This is a genomic window from Nocardia noduli, assembly GCF_019038455.1.
Classification (GTDB): Bacteria; Actinomycetota; Actinomycetes; order Mycobacteriales; family Mycobacteriaceae; genus Nocardia; species Nocardia noduli.
In genome coordinates this window covers 74,445-95,924 of record NZ_JAFMPL010000008.1, presented here as the reverse complement: position 1 = coordinate 95,924, position 21,480 = coordinate 74,445, and the positions used below count along the sequence as shown (strand labels likewise).

Sequence of the window (21,480 nt, the reverse complement as noted above, 5' to 3'; positions counted from 1 at the left end):
CTGCGACGCGGCATCTGCAACTCCCGACGCGGTGGCCCGCGCGGCTTGCCCCTCGCCGACGACCGTGTCCCGTGCCGTATCGCTGTCCTTGTCGCTCATATCGTTCCTATCTGCCTGGTGCTGGTCGGGAGAGTTCGTCGCCGGTGACGCCGGGCGGCGGGCCGGAACCGTTGTCCGGGACGTTGGGCCGTGGCGCGTTCGCCGAGCCGCGCACCTGGAGCGCCGGATCGCTGGTGACGCAGTAGTTGTAGAGCCGGACCCTGGTATCGGTGGTTTCCAGCGTCGGGACCACGGGGATGGTGTCGTAGTCGCAGGTGGGCCGGGGCCAGGGGTCGACGAGGGTGTAGAAGGCACCGTCGTGGGCGGGGATGCCGATCGCCTCGACGCCCTCGCGCAGCGCGGGGAACAGCGCGGCGATCGCGGGGGCGCGCAGTTTCGCGGCCCTGGTGATGGCGACGAAATTGGTCACCAGGTTGGTGATGGGATCCGTTGTCTCCTGGACGAATCCACCGAGGGTGGCCAGCTGTCCCGGTGCGAGGTCGAGGAATCGACGCACCTCCTGGTCGGCGGCGGTCAACTGTTCGAACAGCACGCCCGCTCCGGTGGTGAGGGTGGTCAGGTCCGGCTGCGCGTGCGAGGTGGTCTCGGAGATCACGCCGAGGTTCTCGATGAGCTGACGGGTCTGCGGGAGCAGCCCTTCCAGACCGGCCATCGCTCTGCTGATACCGGAGATCATGTTGCGCAGGCGATCGGGACCGCCCGCCAGCGCCTTGTCCAGCTCGTCGATGATCACGGTGAGCCGTTGCGGATTCAGGCCCGCGATGAGTCCGCTGACATTGGTGAGCAGGGACTCGATCGTGACCGGAGCCTCGGTCCGCGCGCGCTCGACCACCGAGCCGTCGACCAGATACGGACCGGTGTCGGAATCGGGCCGGAAGTCCAGGTATTGCTCGCCCGCCGCCGAGAGTCTGCCGACGACGACCGTGCCGCCGACCGGAATCTTCGCGTCCGAGTCGATCTCGGCGACCGCGGTGATGCCGATCTCGTCCACTCGCACCTGGGCCACCTTGCCGACCCGGCTGCCACGGAAGGTCACGTCGTTATTCGACAGGAGCCCACCGGAGGTGGTGAGTTCGACGGTGACCCGGTAGGTGCTCGGCAGCAGATCGAGCCGAAGGACCGCGGCGCCGAGGTAGGCCGAGCCGAGTACCAGCACCACGATCAGGCCGAGATTCGCGACGGCGATCCGGCGCTCCACCAGGTAGTTCCACAACGGGATATTCATCGTCCGCCTCCCGGCCGCGGTGTCGACGGCGTGCTGTTCAATCGGCCGCCGACCTTCTCGATCACCTGTGTGAGGCTGCCGATGAAGGCGGGCACATCGCCGAGTTCGGGCGCCCTGCTGCCGTTCGGATCGGTCAGCGCGCCGATGCTCAGGAAGGAGATGGTCGCGGCGACGGCCAGCGTCGGACCCTCGAAGGACGCCATGACGTTCGGATACACCTGGTCGAAACGTTCCAGCGCCTGCCCGAGCTCATCCGATTGGGAGAAGCCGGACATGAGTTTCTGGACGCTGTCGAAGAGGCTGACGAATTCCGGCGAGGTGGTGTCGGTGAAATCACCGAGTGCGGCCATGGTCACCGAGACCTTCTGGATGAGTCCCGCGATATCCCTGTTGTTCTCCGCCACCAGCCCCAGCAGCCCGGGGAAGGTATCGGCGGCGACGCCGAGTTCGGCTTTGCGCCTGGCGAGTTCGCCGGTCAATACCGAGATGCCGTGCAACGTGCCGTCGATATCGGCGGTGCGCTGGTTGAGGGCCGCGATCGCACTCGACAATTCGTTGAGCACATGCGCCAATTGCGGTGCGCGCCCGGCGAACATGGAATCCATCTCGGAGGTGATCTTGGCCGCCTGGTTCAGGCCGCCGCCGTTGAGCAGCATGGAGATCGAGACCATCAACTGCTCGACGGACGCGCCCGCCGCGGTGTTCTCGACACCGATGGTGTCGCCCGGACCAAGCAGCTGCGCGTCGGGTGCGGCCGCGGGCAGGGTCATGGCGATGAAGATGTCGCCGAGCGGGGTGGCCTGACGTAATTCGGCCGTGGTGCCGCGCGGTAGTTGGATGTCGGTGCGGATCAGCATCTCGACATCGGCGATGAAATTGGTGGATTCGATCTCGGTCACCACACCGATATCGGTGCCGCCGATTTTCACGTGCGCGCGTTCGGGCAGGTTGAGCGCGTCGCGGAAGGCCGCGTGGATGACGTAGCCGTCACCGCCGATTCCCGGTTTGGGCATCGGCACGTTCTCCACCGTGATCGCGCAGCCGCTCGTCGCACCGGCGACGACCAGCGCCGCCAGCACGCGGGCCGCGTAATATCTTGTGCGCGCGCTCATTCGGTGATCCCGAGGAGTGCGGCGGTGAGACCGAAGTCGGGGCCCATGTCCTGAATCTTTCCGGTGCGACAGCCGTCGAGCCGCATCTGGACGCGTTCGCAGAACAGCGACAGCGCCTCGCCGTCGAGCACCGCCTTGTCCAGCAGGCCGTGCAGCCGCAGCGCACGGTGCTCGCGACTCACCGAGTTGGAGAAGTTCTGGAGGAAAAGTGGTGTCACATCGATGATTTCGGTCAGGCCGCGCGCGTTGGCGCGCATCTGCTCGGTGATGGTGACGAATCGGGTCAGCGCGCCTGCCAGCTGATCCCTGTTCTCCCCGACCACCATCGAGGTGTTGGCGACGAAGTCGTTGAGCTGGGAGAGGACCGCGTGCAGTCCGGGAGCCTGCTCACCCATCAGCTGCACCAATTCGGTCAGTCTGCCGCTGAAATCGCGCACGGTCTGATCGTTGGACGCGATCACCTGGGTGATGTCGTTGAGTTCGACGATGGTGTTGGCGATCTGGTCCTTGTTGGCCAGGGTCACCTCGAAGGCCGACGACAGCGAGTCCAGCGTCTGCCTGAGCCGGTCGCCGTTGCCGTCGAGCAGCGGGAACAACACCCGGCTCGCCATGGGGCCGCTCTCGTTGTCACCCGCGAGCGCCGCGCCGAGTTGGTCGAAATTCTCCAGGATCCGGTCGAGCTCGACCGGAGTTCTGGTGCGCGCCAGGGGGATATGGTCGCCGTCGGCCAAGGCCGGACCGTCGCCGGTGTAGGCGGGGGCCAGTTCGACGTGCCGATTGGTGATCAGCTGCGGGGAGATCAGCGCCGCCATCGCGTCGGCGGGGATCTTGACGTCCTTGTCGATCGACATGACGACTTCGACATAGCTGCCCCGCGCGGTCACCGTGTCCACCCGGCCGACCGGGACGCCGAGCACGGCGACCTCGTTACCCGCGTACAGACCGGCCACATTCTCGAAATCCGCGCTGACGCGCAGACGTTCGTCGAGGTATTCGCCCGGCAGCGAGGCGATGCTGTCCGGCAGCACCGAACACCCCGAGGCGAACGCCACGGCGGTGCACATCACCACGAGTTTCATCACCGTACGAATCTTCATCAGTTGCATCCCGGTACCGCCTGTGCGAAACAGAGCCAGTTGTCCGGCAGGATCCACGGCGCCCAGACGTCGCCGTACGGACCGTTGCCGAGCGCGTTGTTGAACTGCCGGAAAGCCACCGGCATGATCTCGTAGAGCCGATCCAGGTTCTCCCGGTTCTTCTCCAGCCCCTCGGTCATGGTGTTGAGATTCTCGATGAGCGGACCGAGCTGGCCGTTGTTCTCGATGCCCATCTGCTGGAGCAGCCCCGAGAGCGCGGCGACATTGTCGAGCAGGCTGCGCAGCATCGTCTGCCGCTGGGCCACGGCATTGCCGATCGCCTCGCCCCTGGTCAACAGCAACAGCACGCTGTTCTGGTTGTCCGCGACCAGTTCCGACACCTGATCCATGCTCTTCAGCAACGTGTCGACCTCGTCGCGACGCTCGTTGATGACCTTCGCCAGCGAACCGATGCTGTCCAGCGCCGCGACCGTCAGCTGCGGCGAATCCCCCATCTGGCGGTCGAGCAGGTCGAGCGATTGCCGCAATTTGTCGGGGTCGATGCGCTCGATCCGCTCGAACGAGGAGGTGTATTTCGGATCCTGGATCACCTTGGCCAGGTTGTAGGGCACCGCGGTGTTCTCCAGCCGGATGGTGTCGTCGGGCAGGGCGTCGCCCCGGCCCGGTGTCAACTCCACGTGCAATCTGCCGAGGATGGTCGACATCTTGATCGCCGCCCTGGCATTGCTGCCGAGCCGCAGGTCACCACGCACGCGCAGGTCGATGACGACCTTGTCCCCCACCAGGCGGACCGAACGGACCGCGCCGACCTCGATGCCGGAGACGTCCACGGTCGCGCCGGGACGCAACCCGGCGGCCTGCGCGAATTCGGCGTGGATCGTCTTGTCCGCCAGTCGCATCTCCGAGACCGCGCTCGACACGACCAGCAGCAGCGCGACCGCGGCCGCGGCCATCACACCGAGCCAGAGATATCGGTTCTTCGCATACCAGGACAGACGTGATGTCGTCATCGGCAGACCTCCGATTGCGAGTTGCCGCCGACCTGGGAGAACAGGCCGGGTGGCAGGAGCACGCCCCACAGCGAGACGTCGAGCCTGCAGATGTAGGCGTTGGCGTACCCGCCGTAGCTGGTGAAACGCGCCAGCCCGTTGAGCACCGTGGGGAACTGGACCGCGGCCCGGTCCAGTGCCGCGCCGTTGACCAGCAGCAGCGCGATACCGGTGGTCGCGTCGTTCTGCGCCCTGGCCAGATCGGGTCGCACCTGGGTGACGAGGCCGACGAGCGAGTCGGTCGCGGTCGCCACCTGATCGACCGAACTCTTGAGCGATTCGCCCTCCGCGTAGAGCGCTTCGACCAGCGAGCGGGCCTGGGTGATCAGGGTTTCGAGTTCGTGGCTGCGATTGGCCAGGCCGCCCAGCACACTGCTGAGGTTGGTGATGACATCGCCGAGGATCCGGTCGCGCTGGCCGAAGGTGCCCGCCAGTTCGGCGGCCTGGGTGATCAGCATGCTCAGCGAGACACCGTCCCCCTGCAAGGCCTGGATCAGCGTCTCCGACAGCGAATTCACCTGATCCGGTTGCAGAACCCCGAACAGCGGTTCGAATCCGGACAGCAGCGAGGAGACATCGAAGGAGGGCTCGGTGCGCTCGATCGGGATGTGAGCGCCGGGGCGCAGCACCTCGCCGTCGCCCTCGCCGGGAATCAACGCGATATAGCGCTGACCGATCAGGTTCTGGTAGCGGACGAGCGCTTTCGTCGTGGTGGTCAACCGCTGCCGGTCCTGGAGGCGGAATTCGATCTCGGCCATGTAGTCGTCGTCGAAGTCGATGCCGTCGACGCGACCGACCCGCACCCCCGCCATGCGGACGTCGTCGCCGACCCGCACCCCCATCACATCGGAGAAGGTCGCGGAGTAGGTCGCGGTATCGCCGGGCACCGAGCGTTGCAGTGTCGACCAGATGGTGTAGGTCAGCAGGATCGCCAGCACCGCGAAGAAGCTGAAGCCCGCGAGCGATTTACCGGATTTCACCGTCAGTTACCCCCTTCCTCGGTGTCGTACACGGTGACGGTTCCGCCCGCGATCAGCGGCGTGATCAGCAGCAACTGCGCGGCCGTCGGCGGACCACCGACCACGGCGGCGACGCCTGCGTATCCGCGTCCGGAGGCGATCGGCCGCGCACTCGGCGTCGCGCCGGTGTTGTTCGAGGCGGGCGCGGTGATTCCGGGAATCGCCGGAATACCGGGGATGCCGGGAAGTCCGGGGATCGCGGGAGTTCCGGCGGTCCCGGTGCCGGGCGCCCCCGGCACGATCGAGACCGGCGCGGGACCGGCGGCGTCGAGCCAGCGCGGCAGCATCTGGGGCGGATACACCTGTGCCGGAGCGACTTCGGGGATCGTCGGACCGCCGCAGCGCGGCCCGTACATGTCGCCGTAGCGCGGGCAGTCCGCGGCGGTGTACTGCTGGAACGGCGTGAGGCTCACATCCATCGCCCACACCATCTGGCGTTTCGGACCGAAGGTGAAGACCGAGCCGAGTTTGCCCAGCGTCGCGTTGAGGTTGCTCACGGTGAACGGGATCGCGTCCGGGTCGCGGGCGAGGTCGCCGAACACCTGATCGAGGCCAGGGACGAGTTCCTTCGCGGCATTCGGATTGGCCGCGAACAACGCGTTCACCGAGTCGATGGTGCTGCTCGCGTTCGCCAGCAGGGCGATCAGATTGTCGCGGCGTTCGGTGAGCGTGCGCGCCACCGTCACCGATTCGGTCAGCACGCCCACCAATTCGGGCGCGGACTTGCTCAATTCGGTGGTGGCGCGACCCAGGTCGCCGAGCAGATTCCCGATGCCGGGTGTCCCGTGGATCTGGGTCAGCCAGAGGTCGAGACGTTCGACGGTGGAACCGGGGGCGCGCGCACCGGGCTCGAGCGCCGCCGCCAGCGTCGCCAGCACCCGGCCGAGTTTCTCCGGCTGGATATTGTCGAGCACGTCGCGCAGCACGGTGAGGGTGGTCTGCAACTGCATGGCGCCCGCGCCGGTGTCCTCGGGAATGACCGCGCCCGCCGACAGCTTCGCGCCGCCCGATCCGCTGTCGACCAGTTCGATCGCGGTCACGCCGAACAGGTTGTTGGGTACCACCCGGGCCTTCACACCGGCCGGAATCGTATGGGCGACGTCGGGTTTCAAGCCGACATCGGCGCGCTGGCGCAAGCCCTTGCCGACCACCTCCACCTGTTCGACGGAACCGACGACCATGCCGCGGAATTTCACGTCGGCGTGGGAGGGTAGGCCGTCACCGGTGCTGGTGAGTTCGACCGTCACCGGCACCTTCTCCTCGAAATATCCGTTGTAGCGCAGCACGAGTAGTCCCGCCGCGACGGCGACGGCGACGATCATGGCGATGCCGGACACGGTGAGCTGACGGGCCGTCGGGCCGCGTCCGCTTGGATCGAGCAACATTCGCGGCCCCCTATCCCGAGATCCGGAATCCGGGGTCGATGCCCCAGATAGCGAGGGTCATGAACAGATTGGTGAAAACCATGACGACGATGACCATCTTGATCGCGCGGCCCGCCGCCACCCCGACCCCTTCGGGGCCGCCGGTCGCGGTGTAGCCGTAGTAGCACTGGATGAAGGTCGCGAGCAGTGTGAAGACCGCGACCTTGAGCAGGGAGTAGAAGACGTCGGGGCCGATGAGGAATTGGAAGAAGTAGTGGTCGTAGGTGCCGGCCGAGGTGCCGCCGAGGAACAGGACCGACAGTTTCGTGGCGAGGTAGGCGGTGGCCAGGCCGACCGTGTACAGCGGGATGATGGTCAGTGTCGACGCGATCATCCTGGTGGTGACCAGGTACGGCAGCGGGCGGATGGCGATGGATTCGAGTGCGTCGATCTCCTCGGAGATCCGCATCGAGCCGAGTTGCGCGGTGAAGCGGCAGCCCGCCTGGATGGCGAAGGCGAGAGTGGCCAGGATGGGCGCCAATTCCCTCGTGGTGGCGAAACCGGAGATGGCGCCGGTCAGCGGGCCCATCGTGAGCAGGTTCAGCGCCGAGTACGACTCCATGCCGACCGTGATGCCGCCGAAGGCGCACAGGATGATGACGACGCCGACCGTGCCGCCGCCGACCACCAGCGATCCGTTGCCCCAGCCGACGTCGGCGGTGAGCCGCAGCACCTCTTTGCGATAGTGCCGCATCGCCAGCGGAATCGCGGCTACCGCTTGGAAGAACGTGATGACCTGATGTCCGATGCGCTGATTCACCTGATACGGCACCGCCACCGCCGCGCCGACCGCGCGGAACGGTTTCAGCGCGGGTGGGGTGTATCGCGAGCCCACCTCAGATGACCTTCGTCGGGAACAGCGTGTTGTACAACTGCGTCAGGATGATGTTGGTCGCGAACAGCATCAGCGCCGAGGTGACCACGGCCGAGTTGACCGCGTTCGCGACACCGCCGGGTCCGCCCTTGGCGTGTAATCCGATGTCGCAGGCGATGATCGCGGTCAGCGCGCCGAATACCGCCGCCTTCACCAGCGCGATGCTCAGATCGTTGGCCACCGCGAAGGATGAGAACGAGCTGATGAACGAGCCGGGCGTCCCGGACTGGGCGTAGACGTTGAACATGTAGGCGGTCGCGAATCCGACGAAGACGACGAAACCGCACAGCAGCATGCTGACCAGCACCGCCGCCAGCAGTCTCGGCGCGACCAGCCGCCGCACCGGGTCGACGCCCATGACCATCATCGCGTCGATCTCCTCGCGAATGGTGCGTGAGCCGAGGTCGGCGCAGATCGCCGAGCCGACCGCGCCCGCGATCATCAACGAGGTGACCAGCGGTGCCCCTTGGCGGATGATCCCGAGGCCGGCGACCGCGCCGATGAAGGTGGTCGCGCCGACCTGATTCACCAAGGCGCCCACCTGGATCGACACCACGACCGCGATGGGGATCGCGACGAACACCGTCGGCGCGGCCGAGACGCTCGCCATGAACGCGCACTGCTTGATGAACTCGTGGTAGGGGAACCGGCGCGCGAAGAGGGCACGGAACAGCTCGATCACCGCGTCGCGGCCGAGCATCACTTGACGGCCGAGGGTTTCGAGCGAGCGCTGCGGATGCCGCTGCCACAGCCCTCTCAGGTCCTGTACCGCCGATTCCAGATCGCTCTGTCTCGGAGGTCTTTCGGTGGTGGTCACTGGTGCCCGAGTCCTTTCCCGGCTGTCCGTCGCTCACTCGCCGACCGATGTTCCGGTCTCCCCCGGCGAGGCGCGGAGCGTGTGCAGTGTCGCATGGATCCGACGTGAGACACAACACAGATGTGAATATGAATTCTCAGGATGAATGTTTGCCGATACGCGGCAGTATCGAGTCGCGTGGACGTAATTCACCAGTACTGCCGCCTAATTCGGGCAGCACTCATCGAATCAGCGACGGAAGATACCTCTTAAGTTTCCGTCGGATACTTCAGGTAATTGCGTTGTCCCGGACTAGGCCTGCTCGCTGAGCCGGTGTTGCAACAGCACCACGAGGTAGCCGAGGACACCGACGCCCGCCACGAGGGTGCTCAGCACCGCGAGCCACAGCCCATAACGCAGGACCGGATTAACCTTCGTCCGCCCACCGAGGATCTTGATACCGATCACCAGGATGTCGATGAGCCACACCAGCGCCATCATCAGGTCATGCACACATTCGAGAAGGTGAGCACCGGCCAGCACACGATGGAACCGAGGAAGGACATGACGACGTCGAGTCCGTGCATATCTTTCAGATGCGCGGTGTGCGTCAACGTCCAGATGAGACCGATCAGCCCATAAGGGATTCCGAGGATGATCAGGGTCCCGACGAACTCGGAAACCTTCATCTCGTAGCTGAATATTCGATCCAGCTTCTCGAGCATGTACGTGCGTCCTTTCCCGTGCCGGAACGAGTACCGAGGCGCCCCTGCCTCGACCCCGAGGGGATCGTCGCGACGCTGGAGCGAGCCCCACCGCGTGACCACCCGTCCGGTATGCGCCCATATGTTACGCACGATTCTCGAGTAAGTGGAAGCCCTACGAGCGAATCCGCCTCGCACTACCCGGATCTTCACGCGAAAAGGCCGAGTCAGCCCATCTCGCGGGATCTCTATGTTGCCATCAGTTCCGACAGTTGAGCGGGGGCGGACAGCGGGAATCCGCCAGGGACCGGACGACATCCGCGCCCCCGTCGCACGCGAGGGAACCCCGCGGAGTTGCCACCTATTCGATCACGAACCGGCCGATCTACCGATAACTACGCGCGAATCCGTCCCGCGCGGACACCGCGAGATACTCGAGGCGTGCGGTGTCTCATAATCCCCGTTTACGGCGTATTTATCGGGCGGCCATCACCTCACCGAGCCCCCGGATCGAATCCGGAACAAGCTCGCGAACTGATGAGAATATGCAGTAACATATTGCTGCGGGACCGACCCCGCGCCACCCGTCCGCCGGAGGTTCGATGACGTTTCACACGGTGCCGCACACCGCGGATATCGGGGTGCGCCGGATCCTCCGGAGTCCGGGTTCGGACGCGGGCAGCGGAACCGATGCTCACCGGCTTGTCGATGAACGAAAAATGAAGGTGCTCAACGGAATTCTCGGTACGGAAATGACGGTATTCGAATTCCTCGGCTGCCTGTTCCTCACCGCGGTTCTCGTCGCCACCGCACGGGCCGCCACGACGCTGTGCGTTCGTGCCGTCCGCAGCATCACGAAAGGAATGGCATGACCGCCGCCGCTCAGCCGAGAGATCACCGGGACACCACCGCCCCGAACGCGGACCGGACCCGCATTCACATCAGCACCGCGCATCGCCCGCTCACCAAGCGGCCGCTGAAACTGTCCGACGCCTTGGACTTCTGGTCCTTCGCGGGCGCGGCCGCCAATGTGGCGATGCAGATGGCGCGGCCAGGCGTCGGCTACGGGGTGGCCGAGAGCAAGGTCGAATCCGGATCCCTGATGAAACATCCGTGGAAGCGGGCCCGCACCACCACGCAGTACCTGGCCGTGGCCATCCTCGGGACGGACGAGGAGCGGGCGGCCTATCGCGAGGCCGTGAACGCGGTGCACCGGCACGTGCGCTCCCAGCCGGGCGCCCCGGTGAAGTACAACGCGTTCGACCGCGATCTCCAGATGTGGGTCGCCGCATGCCTCTACATCGGATTCGAGGACACCTACCAGCTGCTCCAGGGGCGCATGAGCGAGGAACAGGCCGAGGCCTTCTACGCGTCGTCGTCCACCCTCGGCACGACCCTCCAGGTCACCGAGGAGATGTGGCCCGCCACCCGCAAGGATTTCGACGAGTACTGGAACAAGGCCTGCGAGCAGGCGGTGCTGGACGACTACGTGCGTTCCTACGTCGATGATCTGCTCAATCTGCGAATGATCCACTGGTATCTACGGCTGCCGTTCCGGAAACTGTTGCAATTCCTCACGATCGGCTTCCTCGCGCCGCATTTCCGCGAGCAGATGCAGCTGAAATGGTCCGCGGCCGATCAGCGCCGTTTCGAGCACCTGTTCGTTTTCGTCGGATTCGTCAATCGCTTCATTCCGCGTCCGCTGCGCCACGGCGGCAGCCACGCGCTGATGGCCGATCTCCGGATTCGTCTGCGCAGGCAGAAGCAGTTGGTCTGAGGAAACGGCTCGGCCCGCCCGAAGGTTCGAAAACCCTCGGGCGGGCCGGTGTGCCGTTCGGTCGGGTCAGCCTTCGACCGTCTCGTCCATCACCTGATCGGCGGGGGGCGCGGTAGCCGGAGCGGCTTCGAGTGCGCGCGGCGGGGCGGCGAGAGCGGCGGTCATGCCCAAACCCGCGCCGATGCCCGCGCCGATCGCCGCGAGCGGGGCCGCCATCAGGCCGAAGCCGTAGGCCGCGCCGAGCGGAGCGGCGGCGAGACCGATCGGGGCGAACGGCAGACCGATGGCCAGCCCGATGCCGCCGCCGACGCCCGCGCCGATGAGCGCGAACGGACTCGCGAACGCGGCGCCCGCCGTGGCGCCGATCGCGGCGGAGCCGATGGTCTGGCTCGCGACCCGATCCGAGCGCGTCCGTTCCATACCGACCGAATCGAGGAACGTGGCGAGATTCGCCTCGGCCTGCGCCGACCCGTCGTTGATCTGGATGGCCTGTTCCCTCGGCAGCCATTCCGGCGATTCGACCTGGACATCACCGAAGCGCAGCATGCCCGGCGGCGGCGCGATCGGCGGCACCGGCGCGACCGCGACGGGTGCGTGCAGGGCTTCCAGCGGGGCCAGGTACTCGCCCTTCGGGATCGGGCGTGCCCACTGCAACGACGTCAACGTGTCTTCGGGAATCCGAGTGCCCTGGTAGGGCCGCACGTTGGGCACGTCGGCGGCAGGCCACTGCGGCGCCTCGTCCGCCACCGCGTCGGCGATCGCCGCGTCGCTCCGGCTCACGGGGACGAACTGCTCGGGCTCGGCATTCGCGGTACCGGTGCCCACCAGGGTCAGGACAACGGGGACCGCGCCCGCCACGACCATGGACCCTATTTTCTGTCGACGCGGGCTGGTCGCCCTGTGCTTGCCGGTGCCCATCTAACGCCTTTCATCCTGAAAGAACTTGTCGTTTCGCATTCGGACCCACGGGGACCACGGATTGCCGGACACGCGAAGTCAACCGCGAAAATATGCGGCCACCAGGTCTTTCAGAATTGTTCAGCCGACTTGATTGTCACCCTCGGCCACGCCGACGCGCGCGCCGAGGAACTCGCGAACCGCGTCGACGGCGAGCACCGCGCTCTCCGCGGCGGCTTCCATGGTCGACGGCAGGCCGGTGCGGGTCCAGTCCCCCGCGAGGAACAGTCCGTCGATCGGCGTGCGCTGCGGGAGCCGGAGCGCGTCGAAACCCGGCTGCGCCGAGAAGGTCGCCTGCGGCTGGTGGATGACGTGGGTGCGCAGCACCTGCGCGTCCCCGACCTCCGGATAGTGCTTCGCCAGCGATTCCAGTGCCGCCGCGGTGAATTCGGCGTTGGGCAGGTGCACCACATCCCAGGACGCGCTGACAGCGAGCGAATAGCAGTGCCCGGCCTCGGTCTCGACGCCGTGCATCCCGGTGGTGTCGAAAACCCACTCGATGGTGGTGTCGCGCAGATTCTCCGCGAGTCTGCGCATCCGCAGCGGACGGTCCAGCCACACGTACACGCTGGAAATCGGCGCGGGCTCGATCTTGCGCGCGGGCGAGAAATGGTCGTACTGCCCGAGGCGTCCGCGATCGAGCAGTGTCGTCAGCGACCAGGGCGGCAGCGTGAGCACCGCCGCGTCGACCTCGATCACCCGCCCGTCGGAGAGCCGGACACCGGTGAGTCCGTCGTCGGTGATCTCGATATCGGCGACACCGGTCCCGACCACCACCTCCGCACCGCGCGCCAGCAGGAAACGCTCGGCGGGCGCGACGAACAACTCGTGCAGACTCACCCGCGGCCAGACCGCGTCACCGGCACGCGGATTCCCCGAAAGCGCTCGCCCGCTGATGAATCGCAGCGTCTGGGCGAACATGTAGGCCGACACCCGGTCCGGCTTCTCGTTCAGCAGTCCGATGACGAATTGGTCGAGTACCAACGCGCGCAACGATTCCGGCACGCCGATCCGCCGGAACCAGCGGTCGACGGTCAGATCGTCGAGGGCGGGATCCGGACGACGCGCGGCGAGCGCGATCCTGGCCCAGCTGCGCACCGCGGCGGGCCGGTCGCGCAGCGGGATCGGCGGCCACGCCAGCCAGGACAGTCCGATCGCGCGGCGCAGTGTGTGCGGCAGCCACGCGGGGGCGCGCATCGTCAGCAGGCGATCCGGTCCGGTTCTGATCGCGAACGGTGGTGCGTCCCAGTGCAATCGATCGCGGGTGCCGATGGTGTCGACGTAGCGCAGCAGGGCGTCGTAGCAGCCCGCGAACAGATGCTGTCCGTTGTCGACCCTGCCCTCGATCCCCGGCACCTCGAAAGAGATCGTCCGCCCGCCGAGCCGCCCCCGCTTCTCCACCAACGTCACCCGGTGACCCGCCTCCGCGAGCCAGACCGCCGTGGCCAATCCGGCCAGGCCCGCGCCCGCCACCAGAATGTGCGCGGATTCCTGCTGCCTCATCGGCACCTCCGGTGTGCGTCGACTGAGCGATTGAATGAGAAGAAAACGCTGTCATCATCGCATCGCGGTGGCGGGTTGTATAGAGCGGAATCGGTGATCCCGAGCCGGGATCGGACATGGGGCCGCGGTGATCTCGCGTCAACCGACGAACTGCTGACCGCCATCGATGTCGTAGGTCGCACCGGTCAACGCGGTATTGGTCATCAGATGGACCGCGAGCGCGGCGACATCGGCGGGACCGACCACCCGCCCGATCGGAAGCGTGGCCTCCAGCTCGCGCCGACGCTCGTCGAGTCGATCCCCGAGCAGCGATGCCGACAGGGGCGTGTCCACGAATCCGGCGGCGATGAGGTTCACCCGCACGGGCGCGAGCTCCAGGGCGAGAGCCGCCGTGAACGGAGGCAGCGCGGCGGTGGCCGCCGAGACGATTCCGGCACTCTTGGATATGCGCCGTCCACCGGTGCCACCCATGAAAACCAACGAACCCCGGTCGTTCAGCTTGTTCGCCGCGTGGCGCGCCACCGCGAGATAGGTGGCCACATGACCGCTGAGAACCTCGCGCACCTGGGCCGAATCCATTTCCAGCAGCGGCGCGTAGCGGGGTCCGCCCGCGGTGACCATGACGTGGTCGATCTTCGCGGGCAGCTCACCGAAGAAGCCCGCCAGCGCGTCGTCGTCGGTGACATCGAACGCGGCGGTGCGCTGAGCTCCGACGTCGGCGGCGGCGCGCGTCAACCGATCGGGATCGCGGCCGGTGAGCACCACTTCCGCGCCTTCGGCACGTGCCCGCCTGGCTGTCTCCAACCCGATGCCCGCACTACCGCCGATCAGGACGACCGTGCGGCCGACCAGTTCCGATCCCGGTCGATTGGCTGTCGCGGTGGTCATATCGCTCATGGCTTCTCCGTGTATGTCGGGCGCGACCTACAGCTTACTTTCAGCAAATAGAATGCGCATCGGGAAATTCGCGCATTGCCCTCGGTATCGACACCGCTTTACAGTGGACGGCGACCCGGGTCGCCCCGAGATCGATATTGCTCGCCTACGGCCTCACCACCGGCAAGGGAGTATGCAGTCATGGCCACAGTTCTCTTCGTGATGACCGGCGCGGCGTATTGGACGTTGAAAGACGGCACCCGACATCCGACCGGCTATTGGGCCGAGGAATTCGCCGCGCCCTACAGCGCCCTCACCGGGGCCGACCACGATATCGTCGTCGCCACCCCCGGCGGCGTGATACCGCACGTCGACTCGATGAGCCTGCGGCCGTCGATGGCAGGCGGTGAGCGGATCGCTCTCGATCTGGAGGAAGTCCTACGCACCGCGGAGGAGTTGCGCCGACCGATCGAATTGGCCGCCGCTCGGCTCGCGGACTACGACGCCGTGTACTACCCCGGCGGCCACGGCCCCATGGAAGACCTGTGGAAGGACGCCGATTCCGGGAGGCTACTGACCGCCGCCCTCGCCTCAGGCAAACCACTCGCAATCGTGTGTCACGCGCCGGTGGCCATCCTGGCGACCAGACGCAACGGAGTGTCACCCTTCACCGGCTACCGCATGACGGCCTACACCAACGACGAGGAAGACGCCGTCGGGCTGCGTGAGAAGGCATTCTGGACCGTCGAGGACGGACTGGTCGAACTCGGCGTCGACTTCACCCGCGGGGAGATCTGGAAGCCCTACACCGTCGTCGACCGCAACCTGTTCACCGGCCAGAACCCCGCCTCGGCCGCGCCGCTCGCGGAACGGATTCTCGAAGTCCTCGGGTAGACCGTCGGCATCGCCGCCGCCGAAACTTGCGCCGCAGGCAGTGCAGGAACTGACAATCCCCCTCGGAATCCGCAACTCGGCGAAAACACGCTCGACCGGGGGATTCCGGTGTGTCGACGACTAGAAGATCGGTAGAGCACGATCATGAAGGAGTTGCTCATGCCGACCGATCAGATCCATGACGCCGTCACAGAGATGACGACTGAAACGACCCGATGCACCAGGTGCGGTTCACCGAATTGCCTTGCTCTCATACGAGCCGATATTCCGCCCGTCGGCCTTCTCGACTTCCTGGACCGCCAGTTCAAATTGGTGACGAGTGGGCACTGGGACTGGAGCACCGTTGGTTACTGCACAGCCCTGGTCGGGCTGATCCTCGCGGTGACAGCGCTGGTCGCGTCGACGGATTTCGTGGTGGTGGGACCGGCGCCCGGTGACACTGTCGGGATCGTTACCGGTATCGGTGTGCACGAGGCCGTCCGAGCATCGGAGGCTCATCGAGATCAAGCCGAATCCGCATGGTATTCAAGTGTGTCTCGACCTCTTCGGCAGGTAGTGGTCGTGCGATGAGGAATCCTTGGGCACGGTGGCAGCCGAGGGTGAGCAGGGTATGCGCGGCCGCCGTGGTTTCGACTCCTTCGCCGACGACTGCCAGTTCGAAGTCTCGCGCCAGGGTGATGATGGATTCGACGATGGCGCGGTTGTGTGGGTTGTCATCGAGGTATTTGACGAAGCTCCGATCGATCTTGACGATGTCCACCGGAAGCGCTTGGAGGTGGGTCAAAGTGTTGTAGCCGGTGCCGAAGTCATCGAGGGCGATCTGCACGCCCAGGCTTTTGAGTGCGCGCAGGGTCAGGTCGGTTCGGTTCAGATCCTGCACTGCCACATTCTCCGTGATCTCCAAACACACGGAATCGCCGGCGATTCCGTGCAGTTGCAGGGCTCGGGCGACGCGGTCGACGAAGTTCGGGTTGATCAGCTGCATCGGCGATGTGTTGATCCGCAGCACCACATCCGAGGCAAGGCCACGGCGATGCCAGTCGGAGAGCTGGGCACACGCGGCCCGGATCACCCAGTCGCCGAGTTCATCAGCGAGGTTGGAGGCTTCGGCTACTCCAATGAACGTGTCCGGCAGCAGCAGGCCTCTGGTGGGATGCTGCCAGCGGACGAGGGCCTCCACGGCGAGTACACGGCCGGTGCGCAGATCGACCTCGGGTTGGTAATGCAGCACCAGCGAATCGTCGGAAACGGCGCTGCGCAGATTCAGCGCGATGTCGTCTTCGAGTTCGAACCGCATACAGATGGTGTCGGTGTAGACAGCGACACCATTGCCGTCCTGTGTTTTCGCTGCCCGGAGGGCCAAGTCGGCCTGGCGTAGGACATCAGCGGCGTCCTCGCCGAGGACACCTACCGCGACCCCCACGCTTACACCGCAGCTTGTGGTTCCGTCATCGAGGATGGTCCTGCCGGTCAGTACCTGCTGGATGCGGCAGGCGAGAAGTTCCGCGGTGTAGGGGTCCATCGCCTTCTTCGGCACGATGACGAACTGATCCCCGCCGATCCGGGCGACCATGTCATCGTCTTCCAGTTGCTCCTCGAGTCGGCCGGCTGCGTTGCACAGCACTTGGTCACCAGCCTGGCGCCCGCGGTGGTGGTTGATCAGTTTCAGCCCGTCCAGGCTCACACACAACACCGCTACCGGGCCGGGCCGACTGCTACGAAGACGGCGCCCCATGAAGTCGAGTAGGGCGTGCTCGTTGGGCAGGCCGGTCAGCTTGTCGTGCGTCGACAGATACTCGGCCCTCGTCTCGGCGTCGACCCGTCTCTGCAGTTCGACCAGCAGAGAGGCGATCACCCTGAGCACGCCCACTTCTTGCTGGCTCCATACCCAGTCGCCGTGCTTGACGAAACTCAAAACTCCGATCGATTCACCGTCGCGCATCAACGGCACTACCGCGGAGGTCACCTGCTGACCGAAGTAGGAGTCCGCACAGGTGATCATCGGCTCGCTCACGTTCTCCACAGCGTGGAAAGGCGAGTACGCCTGGTCGAAATACACGACGCTGAGCGGATCCGGATCCGGCGCGGACCGACGCGGCCATTCGGCCACGAGAACAGTCGCTTTCCACTCACGATCGATACGTCGCAGGTGCGCGAAGTCGACATCCAAGTGCGCGATCAGATCGGCGAGCACACGTTCGACCGTGTCTCTCATCGTGGTCTCGTCGATCGCCGACTCGGATTCGAAACGGGTGAGGAAGGATTCGAGCAGCCCGGGTGACGTCGTCCGATCGCCGGCTACCGGCGGTGTGATCGGTTCGCCGTACCAGTCGTCGAAATGACGCGCCGAACCCTCGGAATCGGTGATTCTCGAGGACTGATCGAGCAGTGCGCGGATCTGGTTGATCTGTTTGCCAGAGGCTCGACGCCGCAGCAGACGAGGCCCCTCCGCACCGAGCGACGAACGCTCGAGAAGGTCGCGGGCATGGGCTGCCAGCCCCGCCGCGGTCGTGAAATCGTGTGAGTTCATCGGTACGTCCTCAGCTCGCGTGGCGCATTCTCACGGATCCGCCGTAGTCGGTGTTCGACAGCCTTGACAGTCACCGACGGGTCCAGGAACAGCTCCACGATCTCCTGCTGTTTATAGCCCTCAGCGACTTTCAACACGATGACCCGGTCTATATCCGACAGAGTCGCCAGATAGGCCTCGATCGCCAACCGCTCTGTCGCTACCGCGATCGGATCGCTGCCGGTCTGGTACCTCGACATAGCCTGAGCGTCCGCCAGTGCGGTGATTTCGTCGTACTCGGAGGCGAGTTGATGGGCACGCCGCCACCGCAGATCACTCTCGAAAACCGTCGGGAACACAAACAGACAGGTGTTGATGAAATACACCTTCAGCTGCAATCCCCGGCAAGGATCCCACCCCCTGCTCTCACGCATGCGCTCCTGAAATTTTTCCAGCGCCGCTACCACAGTCCGGTTGACGATCTCGATCCGGAAGCCCCGATCGACGGTCAAAGCCCGACGCTCGGCAGGACTGGCATTCAGTGTGAGATTCTTGCGGTGCAGTTGTTTGTAGATCTCGTTGGTCCAGATCCAGGGATTGAGGACCTGAGTGGCGTACTCGGCCAGCGTGGTAACCACACTGGCCCAGACCGGACCTTCGACGTTCTGAGCATGCAGCAACCTGAACAGATCACGCTCAGTGGCCGCCTCCAGGTCTTTGGCGTCCTGCTCGACAGGTCCGCGAGCCGAGAAGGCCGTGCATTTCGGACACTTCGTACAGGGTGAGGGCTCCGGCTGCGCCGCGCTGCCACCAACTACCGGAAGATCTTGCTGGAGCTGGTTGTCGCCTGGCGCCTTTCCGGAACTCTGCTCGGGATGACCGGTCCGATCACTGGGAGGGGGTCCAGCCCCCGGGCTCGATGTACTCATGCGGTTCCTCTCCGCCCACAAGCCATTCCCGGCAAATGGCCAGCGGCGTTCTTCCCCCAGCACGCAGGTCGCGCTGGTCATGAAGAGTTATAGGGCGGCGGACGCTACCTCCCCCGCAGCACGCGGAAATACTGGGAAACCGCACCGACGGCCCCTGCGATGCCGCAGGTTCCCAACCCGAGCAATGATCAGGAGCGGCGCATGAACGCCATTGTGTAGTAGACGTTCTCGATGTTGCGTTCGACCACGCTGACCAACTCCCACCCCTGGGATTCGAGCATCTCGATGCCGTTGACCAGGTGGACGACCGGCTCGAAGATCGCGCGCTGGTAGTCAGCCGCGCCGAAGATGAAACCGCCGGTCTGGGGTGAGCTGAGTACCAGGTTCCGGCGCGGATAGGACCTCAGGTCCACGACGCCGTTCAGGACGGCGAACACATCGAAAACCGGTCCGGGTACAGGAGGATTCATGTCCCCATCGTCGCGCACGCATGCCGCACCGCGACTACGTGACGTCGGACGCGATCCACCCCGGGTTCCGGGGCGATCGGCTCATAGGGAGTAGCGGTCGGCGCGGGCGTCGGGCACGATGCGTCCCGCTTCGACGAGGGCGCGGAACGCGGCGGCTTTGCGGGAGCAGTCGTCGGCGCGGCATCCGCAATGTGATTGCATCACGGTATGTGCTTGTTCGATGCTGAAAGGCGCTGCCGGTGAGTCGTGTTCGCGGGAGCCTTGGGTGCGGTCGAGCCAGCTGCCGACCACACCCGCCACGGCGACGAGCAGGCCGCATCCGAGCAGGATCGACCAGAGCGATCCCATGGGTTCAGTGGCCGGCGGCTTGCCGGGAACAGAAGGCCGACGCGGTTAGGTATTGGTGGCAGACGGCGCCGTGGCCCGCGTGCACCGAGAGGATGAATCGGGCACGGTCGTAGTCGAGGGATAATGGTTCCTGTGTGCAGTCACGGCTCTGAATCAGCCACAGTTCCCTGATATCCGAGTTCGGTACGTCCATCGTTCACCTCCGGGGTTCGTGTGCATCCGGCACCGGAAAGCGTCCCCGGATACCGCGCTCGAAGCGGCTGGATCGGACCGCTTCGGGACCGTGCGCCGGTAATTTTCCGGAGGGCGGACGCCTTCGAAAGGTCTGGGCACAACCCGGTGCCGGATGCACTTCCAGAGTGCGCGTTGCGATTCGGTGCATAACAGACCCGAAGACGGTAAATGCGAGTAATTTCCGATTGATCCAGCCTGGTGTAAGGAAGCAGGACCTATGCTCGAGATCGACTGGACGGGCGAGGACGTGATGGCCCTTCGCGCGGCGATGAGGCGAAGTCGCTACGAGTTCGCACGCTTGGTGGGCGTTACCCCGCGCACCGTGGTCTTGTGGGAGAAGGGCCGGACAACCCGGATGCATGCCGCAAGCCGGCGGCTACTCGACCGGGTGCTGTCCGAATCCGATTCAGTTGTCGTCGCCCGATTCGAACGGGCGATCTCGGCGGGCCACGACGCGGCCAGTGAAACCGGAGACGCGAGCTCGGTGCTCGTGCCGAACACCAAGCTCGGTAGGGATAACGCGCTGGAACACACGGCGATCCGTGCAGCGCCGATCGGGCTCGACAAGGAAGTCGAGGAAGACGACGTGAGACGTCGAGAGTTGCTGGCCTGCATCGGCGCGGGCCTGGCCGGCCAAGCGGCAGACCTCGTGGCGAACGAACCCGAGAAGATGCTGGCCACCCTGGACGCGGGTTCCATCAGCGAGCGCAGGCTCGGGTTGCTGGAAGAGGCCGCCGATACCCTCGGCAGCCAGGTGGTCCAGGTGCCGCCGCACGAATTGCTGCACACCACGCTGGAACAATTCCGCACCGTTCGTGGATGTCTCGCCGAAAGGCAGGCCACATTCCATCAGATTCGGCTGGTCCGCACCGCGGGACGGCTGGCGAATGTCGTCGGCGAAATACTCTTCAACGAAGGCCATTTCGGCCGGGCGCGGAACTGGTACACGACCGCGATTCACGCGGCGCAGGATATCGGCGATCGCTACTCCGAGGATATCGCCCTCGCGGGCCTGGCCTATCTGCCCACCTACAGCGACAAACCGCGGGAAGTGCTGGATCTGCTCACGCCGCGGCTGTCCGAGAACCCGCGCACGGGTGCGGCGGCGGCCTGGCTGTGGGGTATGGCGGCACGCGCGCACGCCGATCTCGGTGACGGTGACCAATTCGCGTACTGCATCGATCGATCGAGCGCGGCGCTCGACGGGCTGTCGAGCGCGGACCTCCCGGTCGGCATCTTCTCGTTCCGACCCGAGAAACTCGCCTTCTATCGGGCTATCGGCTATGCCAGGCTCGGCCGTCCCGACGAGACGGCGGCCGCCGCCGCGCACGCGATCTCGCTCTACGATCCGCGCGAGACGATGGAACCCGCGCTGGTCCGGTTCGAGCACGCCGCGGCGCTGCTCGGCTCGGGCGAGGTGGAGCAGGCGTGCGCGGTCGCGACCGCGGCCATCACCGACGGCCACACCTACGTGGGGCTGACGGTGACCAAACGCGCGAAACAGTTCGATTCCACCCTGTCCCGGTGGCAGGGGCGCGCGGTCTCGGACTGGCGTCAGCAGGCCCATCCGGTCATCGAATCGGCGCACGCCCGGGCCTGAGCCCGGCACCCGGGGCGGGACGC

The 21,480-nt window shown here is 65.6% G+C and carries 21 protein-coding genes; 4 read left to right on the top strand and 17 right to left on the bottom strand.

What is annotated here, in order from left to right; translation table 11 throughout:
- Window positions 1-106: 106 nt before the first annotated feature.
- The 10 genes from JZ792_RS07725 to JZ792_RS07680 form a co-directional block, all read right to left on the bottom strand.
- Window positions 107-1,285 (bottom strand): MCE family protein, encoded by a 1,179-nt coding sequence (locus tag JZ792_RS07725; protein ID WP_216908284.1) that lies wholly within the window; start codon window positions 1,283-1,285, stop codon window positions 107-109.
- Entirely contained in the window at window positions 1,282-2,397 is a 1,116-nt protein-coding gene (locus JZ792_RS07720) for an MCE family protein (protein ID WP_216908282.1), read from the bottom strand. The genes JZ792_RS07725 and JZ792_RS07720 overlap by 4 nt, the downstream gene beginning before the upstream one ends.
- Window positions 2,394-3,494, bottom strand: a complete 1,101-nt coding sequence (locus JZ792_RS07715) for an MCE family protein (protein ID WP_216908280.1) — start codon at window positions 3,492-3,494, stop codon at window positions 2,394-2,396. Before JZ792_RS07715 ends, JZ792_RS07720 begins: the two co-directional genes overlap by 4 nt.
- Window positions 3,494-4,504 (bottom strand): MCE family protein, encoded by a 1,011-nt coding sequence (locus JZ792_RS07710; protein WP_109529106.1) that lies wholly within the window; start codon window positions 4,502-4,504, stop codon window positions 3,494-3,496. Before JZ792_RS07710 ends, JZ792_RS07715 begins: the two co-directional genes overlap by 1 nt.
- A complete protein-coding gene (locus JZ792_RS07705) occupies window positions 4,501-5,523 on the bottom strand; it encodes an MCE family protein (protein ID WP_109528769.1) in 1,023 nt (340 codons plus the stop codon). Before JZ792_RS07705 ends, JZ792_RS07710 begins: the two co-directional genes overlap by 4 nt.
- 2 nt (window positions 5,524-5,525) lie before the next feature.
- The gene (locus JZ792_RS07700; RefSeq protein WP_216908278.1) at window positions 5,526-6,947 is read right to left on the bottom strand and encodes an MlaD family protein; all 1,422 of its coding nucleotides are present in this window, start codon (window positions 6,945-6,947) and stop codon (window positions 5,526-5,528) included.
- 10 nt (window positions 6,948-6,957) lie between these two features.
- The gene (locus JZ792_RS07695) at window positions 6,958-7,821 is read right to left on the bottom strand and encodes an ABC transporter permease (RefSeq protein ID WP_216908276.1); all 864 of its coding nucleotides are present in this window, start codon (window positions 7,819-7,821) and stop codon (window positions 6,958-6,960) included.
- 1 nt (window position 7,822) lies between these two features.
- Window positions 7,823-8,677 (bottom strand): MlaE family ABC transporter permease, encoded by an 855-nt coding sequence (locus JZ792_RS07690; protein WP_109528772.1) that lies wholly within the window; start codon window positions 8,675-8,677, stop codon window positions 7,823-7,825.
- A gap of 291 nt (window positions 8,678-8,968) precedes the next feature.
- On the bottom strand, window positions 8,969-9,169 hold the full coding sequence (locus JZ792_RS07685) for a hypothetical protein (RefSeq protein WP_438804303.1): 201 nt from the start codon (window positions 9,167-9,169) through the stop codon (window positions 8,969-8,971).
- Window positions 9,157-9,381, bottom strand: a complete 225-nt coding sequence (locus JZ792_RS07680; RefSeq protein ID WP_109528774.1) for a hypothetical protein — start codon at window positions 9,379-9,381, stop codon at window positions 9,157-9,159. Before JZ792_RS07680 ends, JZ792_RS07685 begins: the two co-directional genes overlap by 13 nt.
- A 581-nt stretch (window positions 9,382-9,962) precedes the next feature.
- Between JZ792_RS07680 and JZ792_RS07675 the strand changes: the two genes are divergently transcribed.
- Together JZ792_RS07675 and JZ792_RS07670 are read left to right on the top strand one after the other, a co-directional pair.
- On the top strand, window positions 9,963-10,232 hold the full coding sequence (locus JZ792_RS07675; RefSeq protein ID WP_216908274.1) for a hypothetical protein: 270 nt from the start codon (window positions 9,963-9,965) through the stop codon (window positions 10,230-10,232).
- Window positions 10,229-11,137 carry an oxygenase MpaB family protein gene (locus JZ792_RS07670; protein ID WP_216908272.1) on the top strand — a complete coding sequence of 303 codons (909 nt, stop codon included), beginning with the start codon at window positions 10,229-10,231 and terminating at the stop codon, window positions 11,135-11,137. Before JZ792_RS07675 ends, JZ792_RS07670 begins: the two co-directional genes overlap by 4 nt.
- A gap of 66 nt (window positions 11,138-11,203) precedes the next feature.
- Here the strand turns inward: JZ792_RS07670 and JZ792_RS07665 are convergent, their stop codons facing one another.
- The 3 genes from JZ792_RS07665 to JZ792_RS07655 form a co-directional block, all read right to left on the bottom strand.
- A complete protein-coding gene (locus tag JZ792_RS07665) occupies window positions 11,204-12,001 on the bottom strand; it encodes a hypothetical protein (protein WP_254189465.1) in 798 nt (265 codons plus the stop codon).
- Window positions 12,002-12,175: 174 nt separating this feature from the next.
- Complete coding sequence (hpnE, locus tag JZ792_RS07660; RefSeq protein WP_216908268.1) at window positions 12,176-13,597, bottom strand: hydroxysqualene dehydroxylase HpnE; 1,422 nt, start codon at window positions 13,595-13,597, stop codon at window positions 12,176-12,178.
- A gap of 138 nt (window positions 13,598-13,735) precedes the next feature.
- A complete protein-coding gene (locus JZ792_RS07655) occupies window positions 13,736-14,494 on the bottom strand; it encodes an SDR family oxidoreductase (protein WP_216908266.1) in 759 nt (252 codons plus the stop codon).
- Between the two features lie 180 nt (window positions 14,495-14,674).
- Here JZ792_RS07655 and JZ792_RS07650 point away from each other — a divergent pair, with 180 nt between their 5' ends.
- The gene (locus JZ792_RS07650) at window positions 14,675-15,367 is read left to right on the top strand and encodes a type 1 glutamine amidotransferase domain-containing protein (protein WP_216908264.1); all 693 of its coding nucleotides are present in this window, start codon (window positions 14,675-14,677) and stop codon (window positions 15,365-15,367) included.
- 451 nt (window positions 15,368-15,818) lie between these two features.
- On the opposite strand, the gene JZ792_RS07645 is transcribed toward JZ792_RS07650, so the two are convergent.
- From JZ792_RS07645 to JZ792_RS07630, 4 genes are all read right to left on the bottom strand, one after another.
- Window positions 15,819-17,582, bottom strand: a complete 1,764-nt coding sequence (locus JZ792_RS07645) for a putative bifunctional diguanylate cyclase/phosphodiesterase (protein ID WP_216908328.1) — start codon at window positions 17,580-17,582, stop codon at window positions 15,819-15,821.
- Between the two features lie 311 nt (window positions 17,583-17,893).
- Entirely contained in the window at window positions 17,894-18,886 is a 993-nt protein-coding gene (locus JZ792_RS07640; RefSeq protein WP_216908262.1) for a sigma-70 region 4 domain-containing protein, read from the bottom strand.
- A gap of 107 nt (window positions 18,887-18,993) precedes the next feature.
- Entirely contained in the window at window positions 18,994-19,275 is a 282-nt protein-coding gene (locus tag JZ792_RS07635) for a hypothetical protein (protein ID WP_216908260.1), read from the bottom strand.
- An 81-nt stretch (window positions 19,276-19,356) separates the two neighbouring features.
- On the bottom strand, window positions 19,357-19,623 hold the full coding sequence (locus tag JZ792_RS07630; protein WP_216908258.1) for a hypothetical protein: 267 nt from the start codon (window positions 19,621-19,623) through the stop codon (window positions 19,357-19,359).
- A gap of 451 nt (window positions 19,624-20,074) precedes the next feature.
- On the opposite strand from JZ792_RS07630, the gene JZ792_RS07625 reads away from it, so the two are divergent.
- Window positions 20,075-21,457: a helix-turn-helix domain-containing protein gene (locus JZ792_RS07625; RefSeq protein ID WP_405178347.1), complete on the top strand. Its 1,383-nt coding sequence runs from the start codon at window positions 20,075-20,077 to the stop codon at window positions 21,455-21,457.
- The last annotated feature ends 23 nt before the right edge of the window (window positions 21,458-21,480 follow it).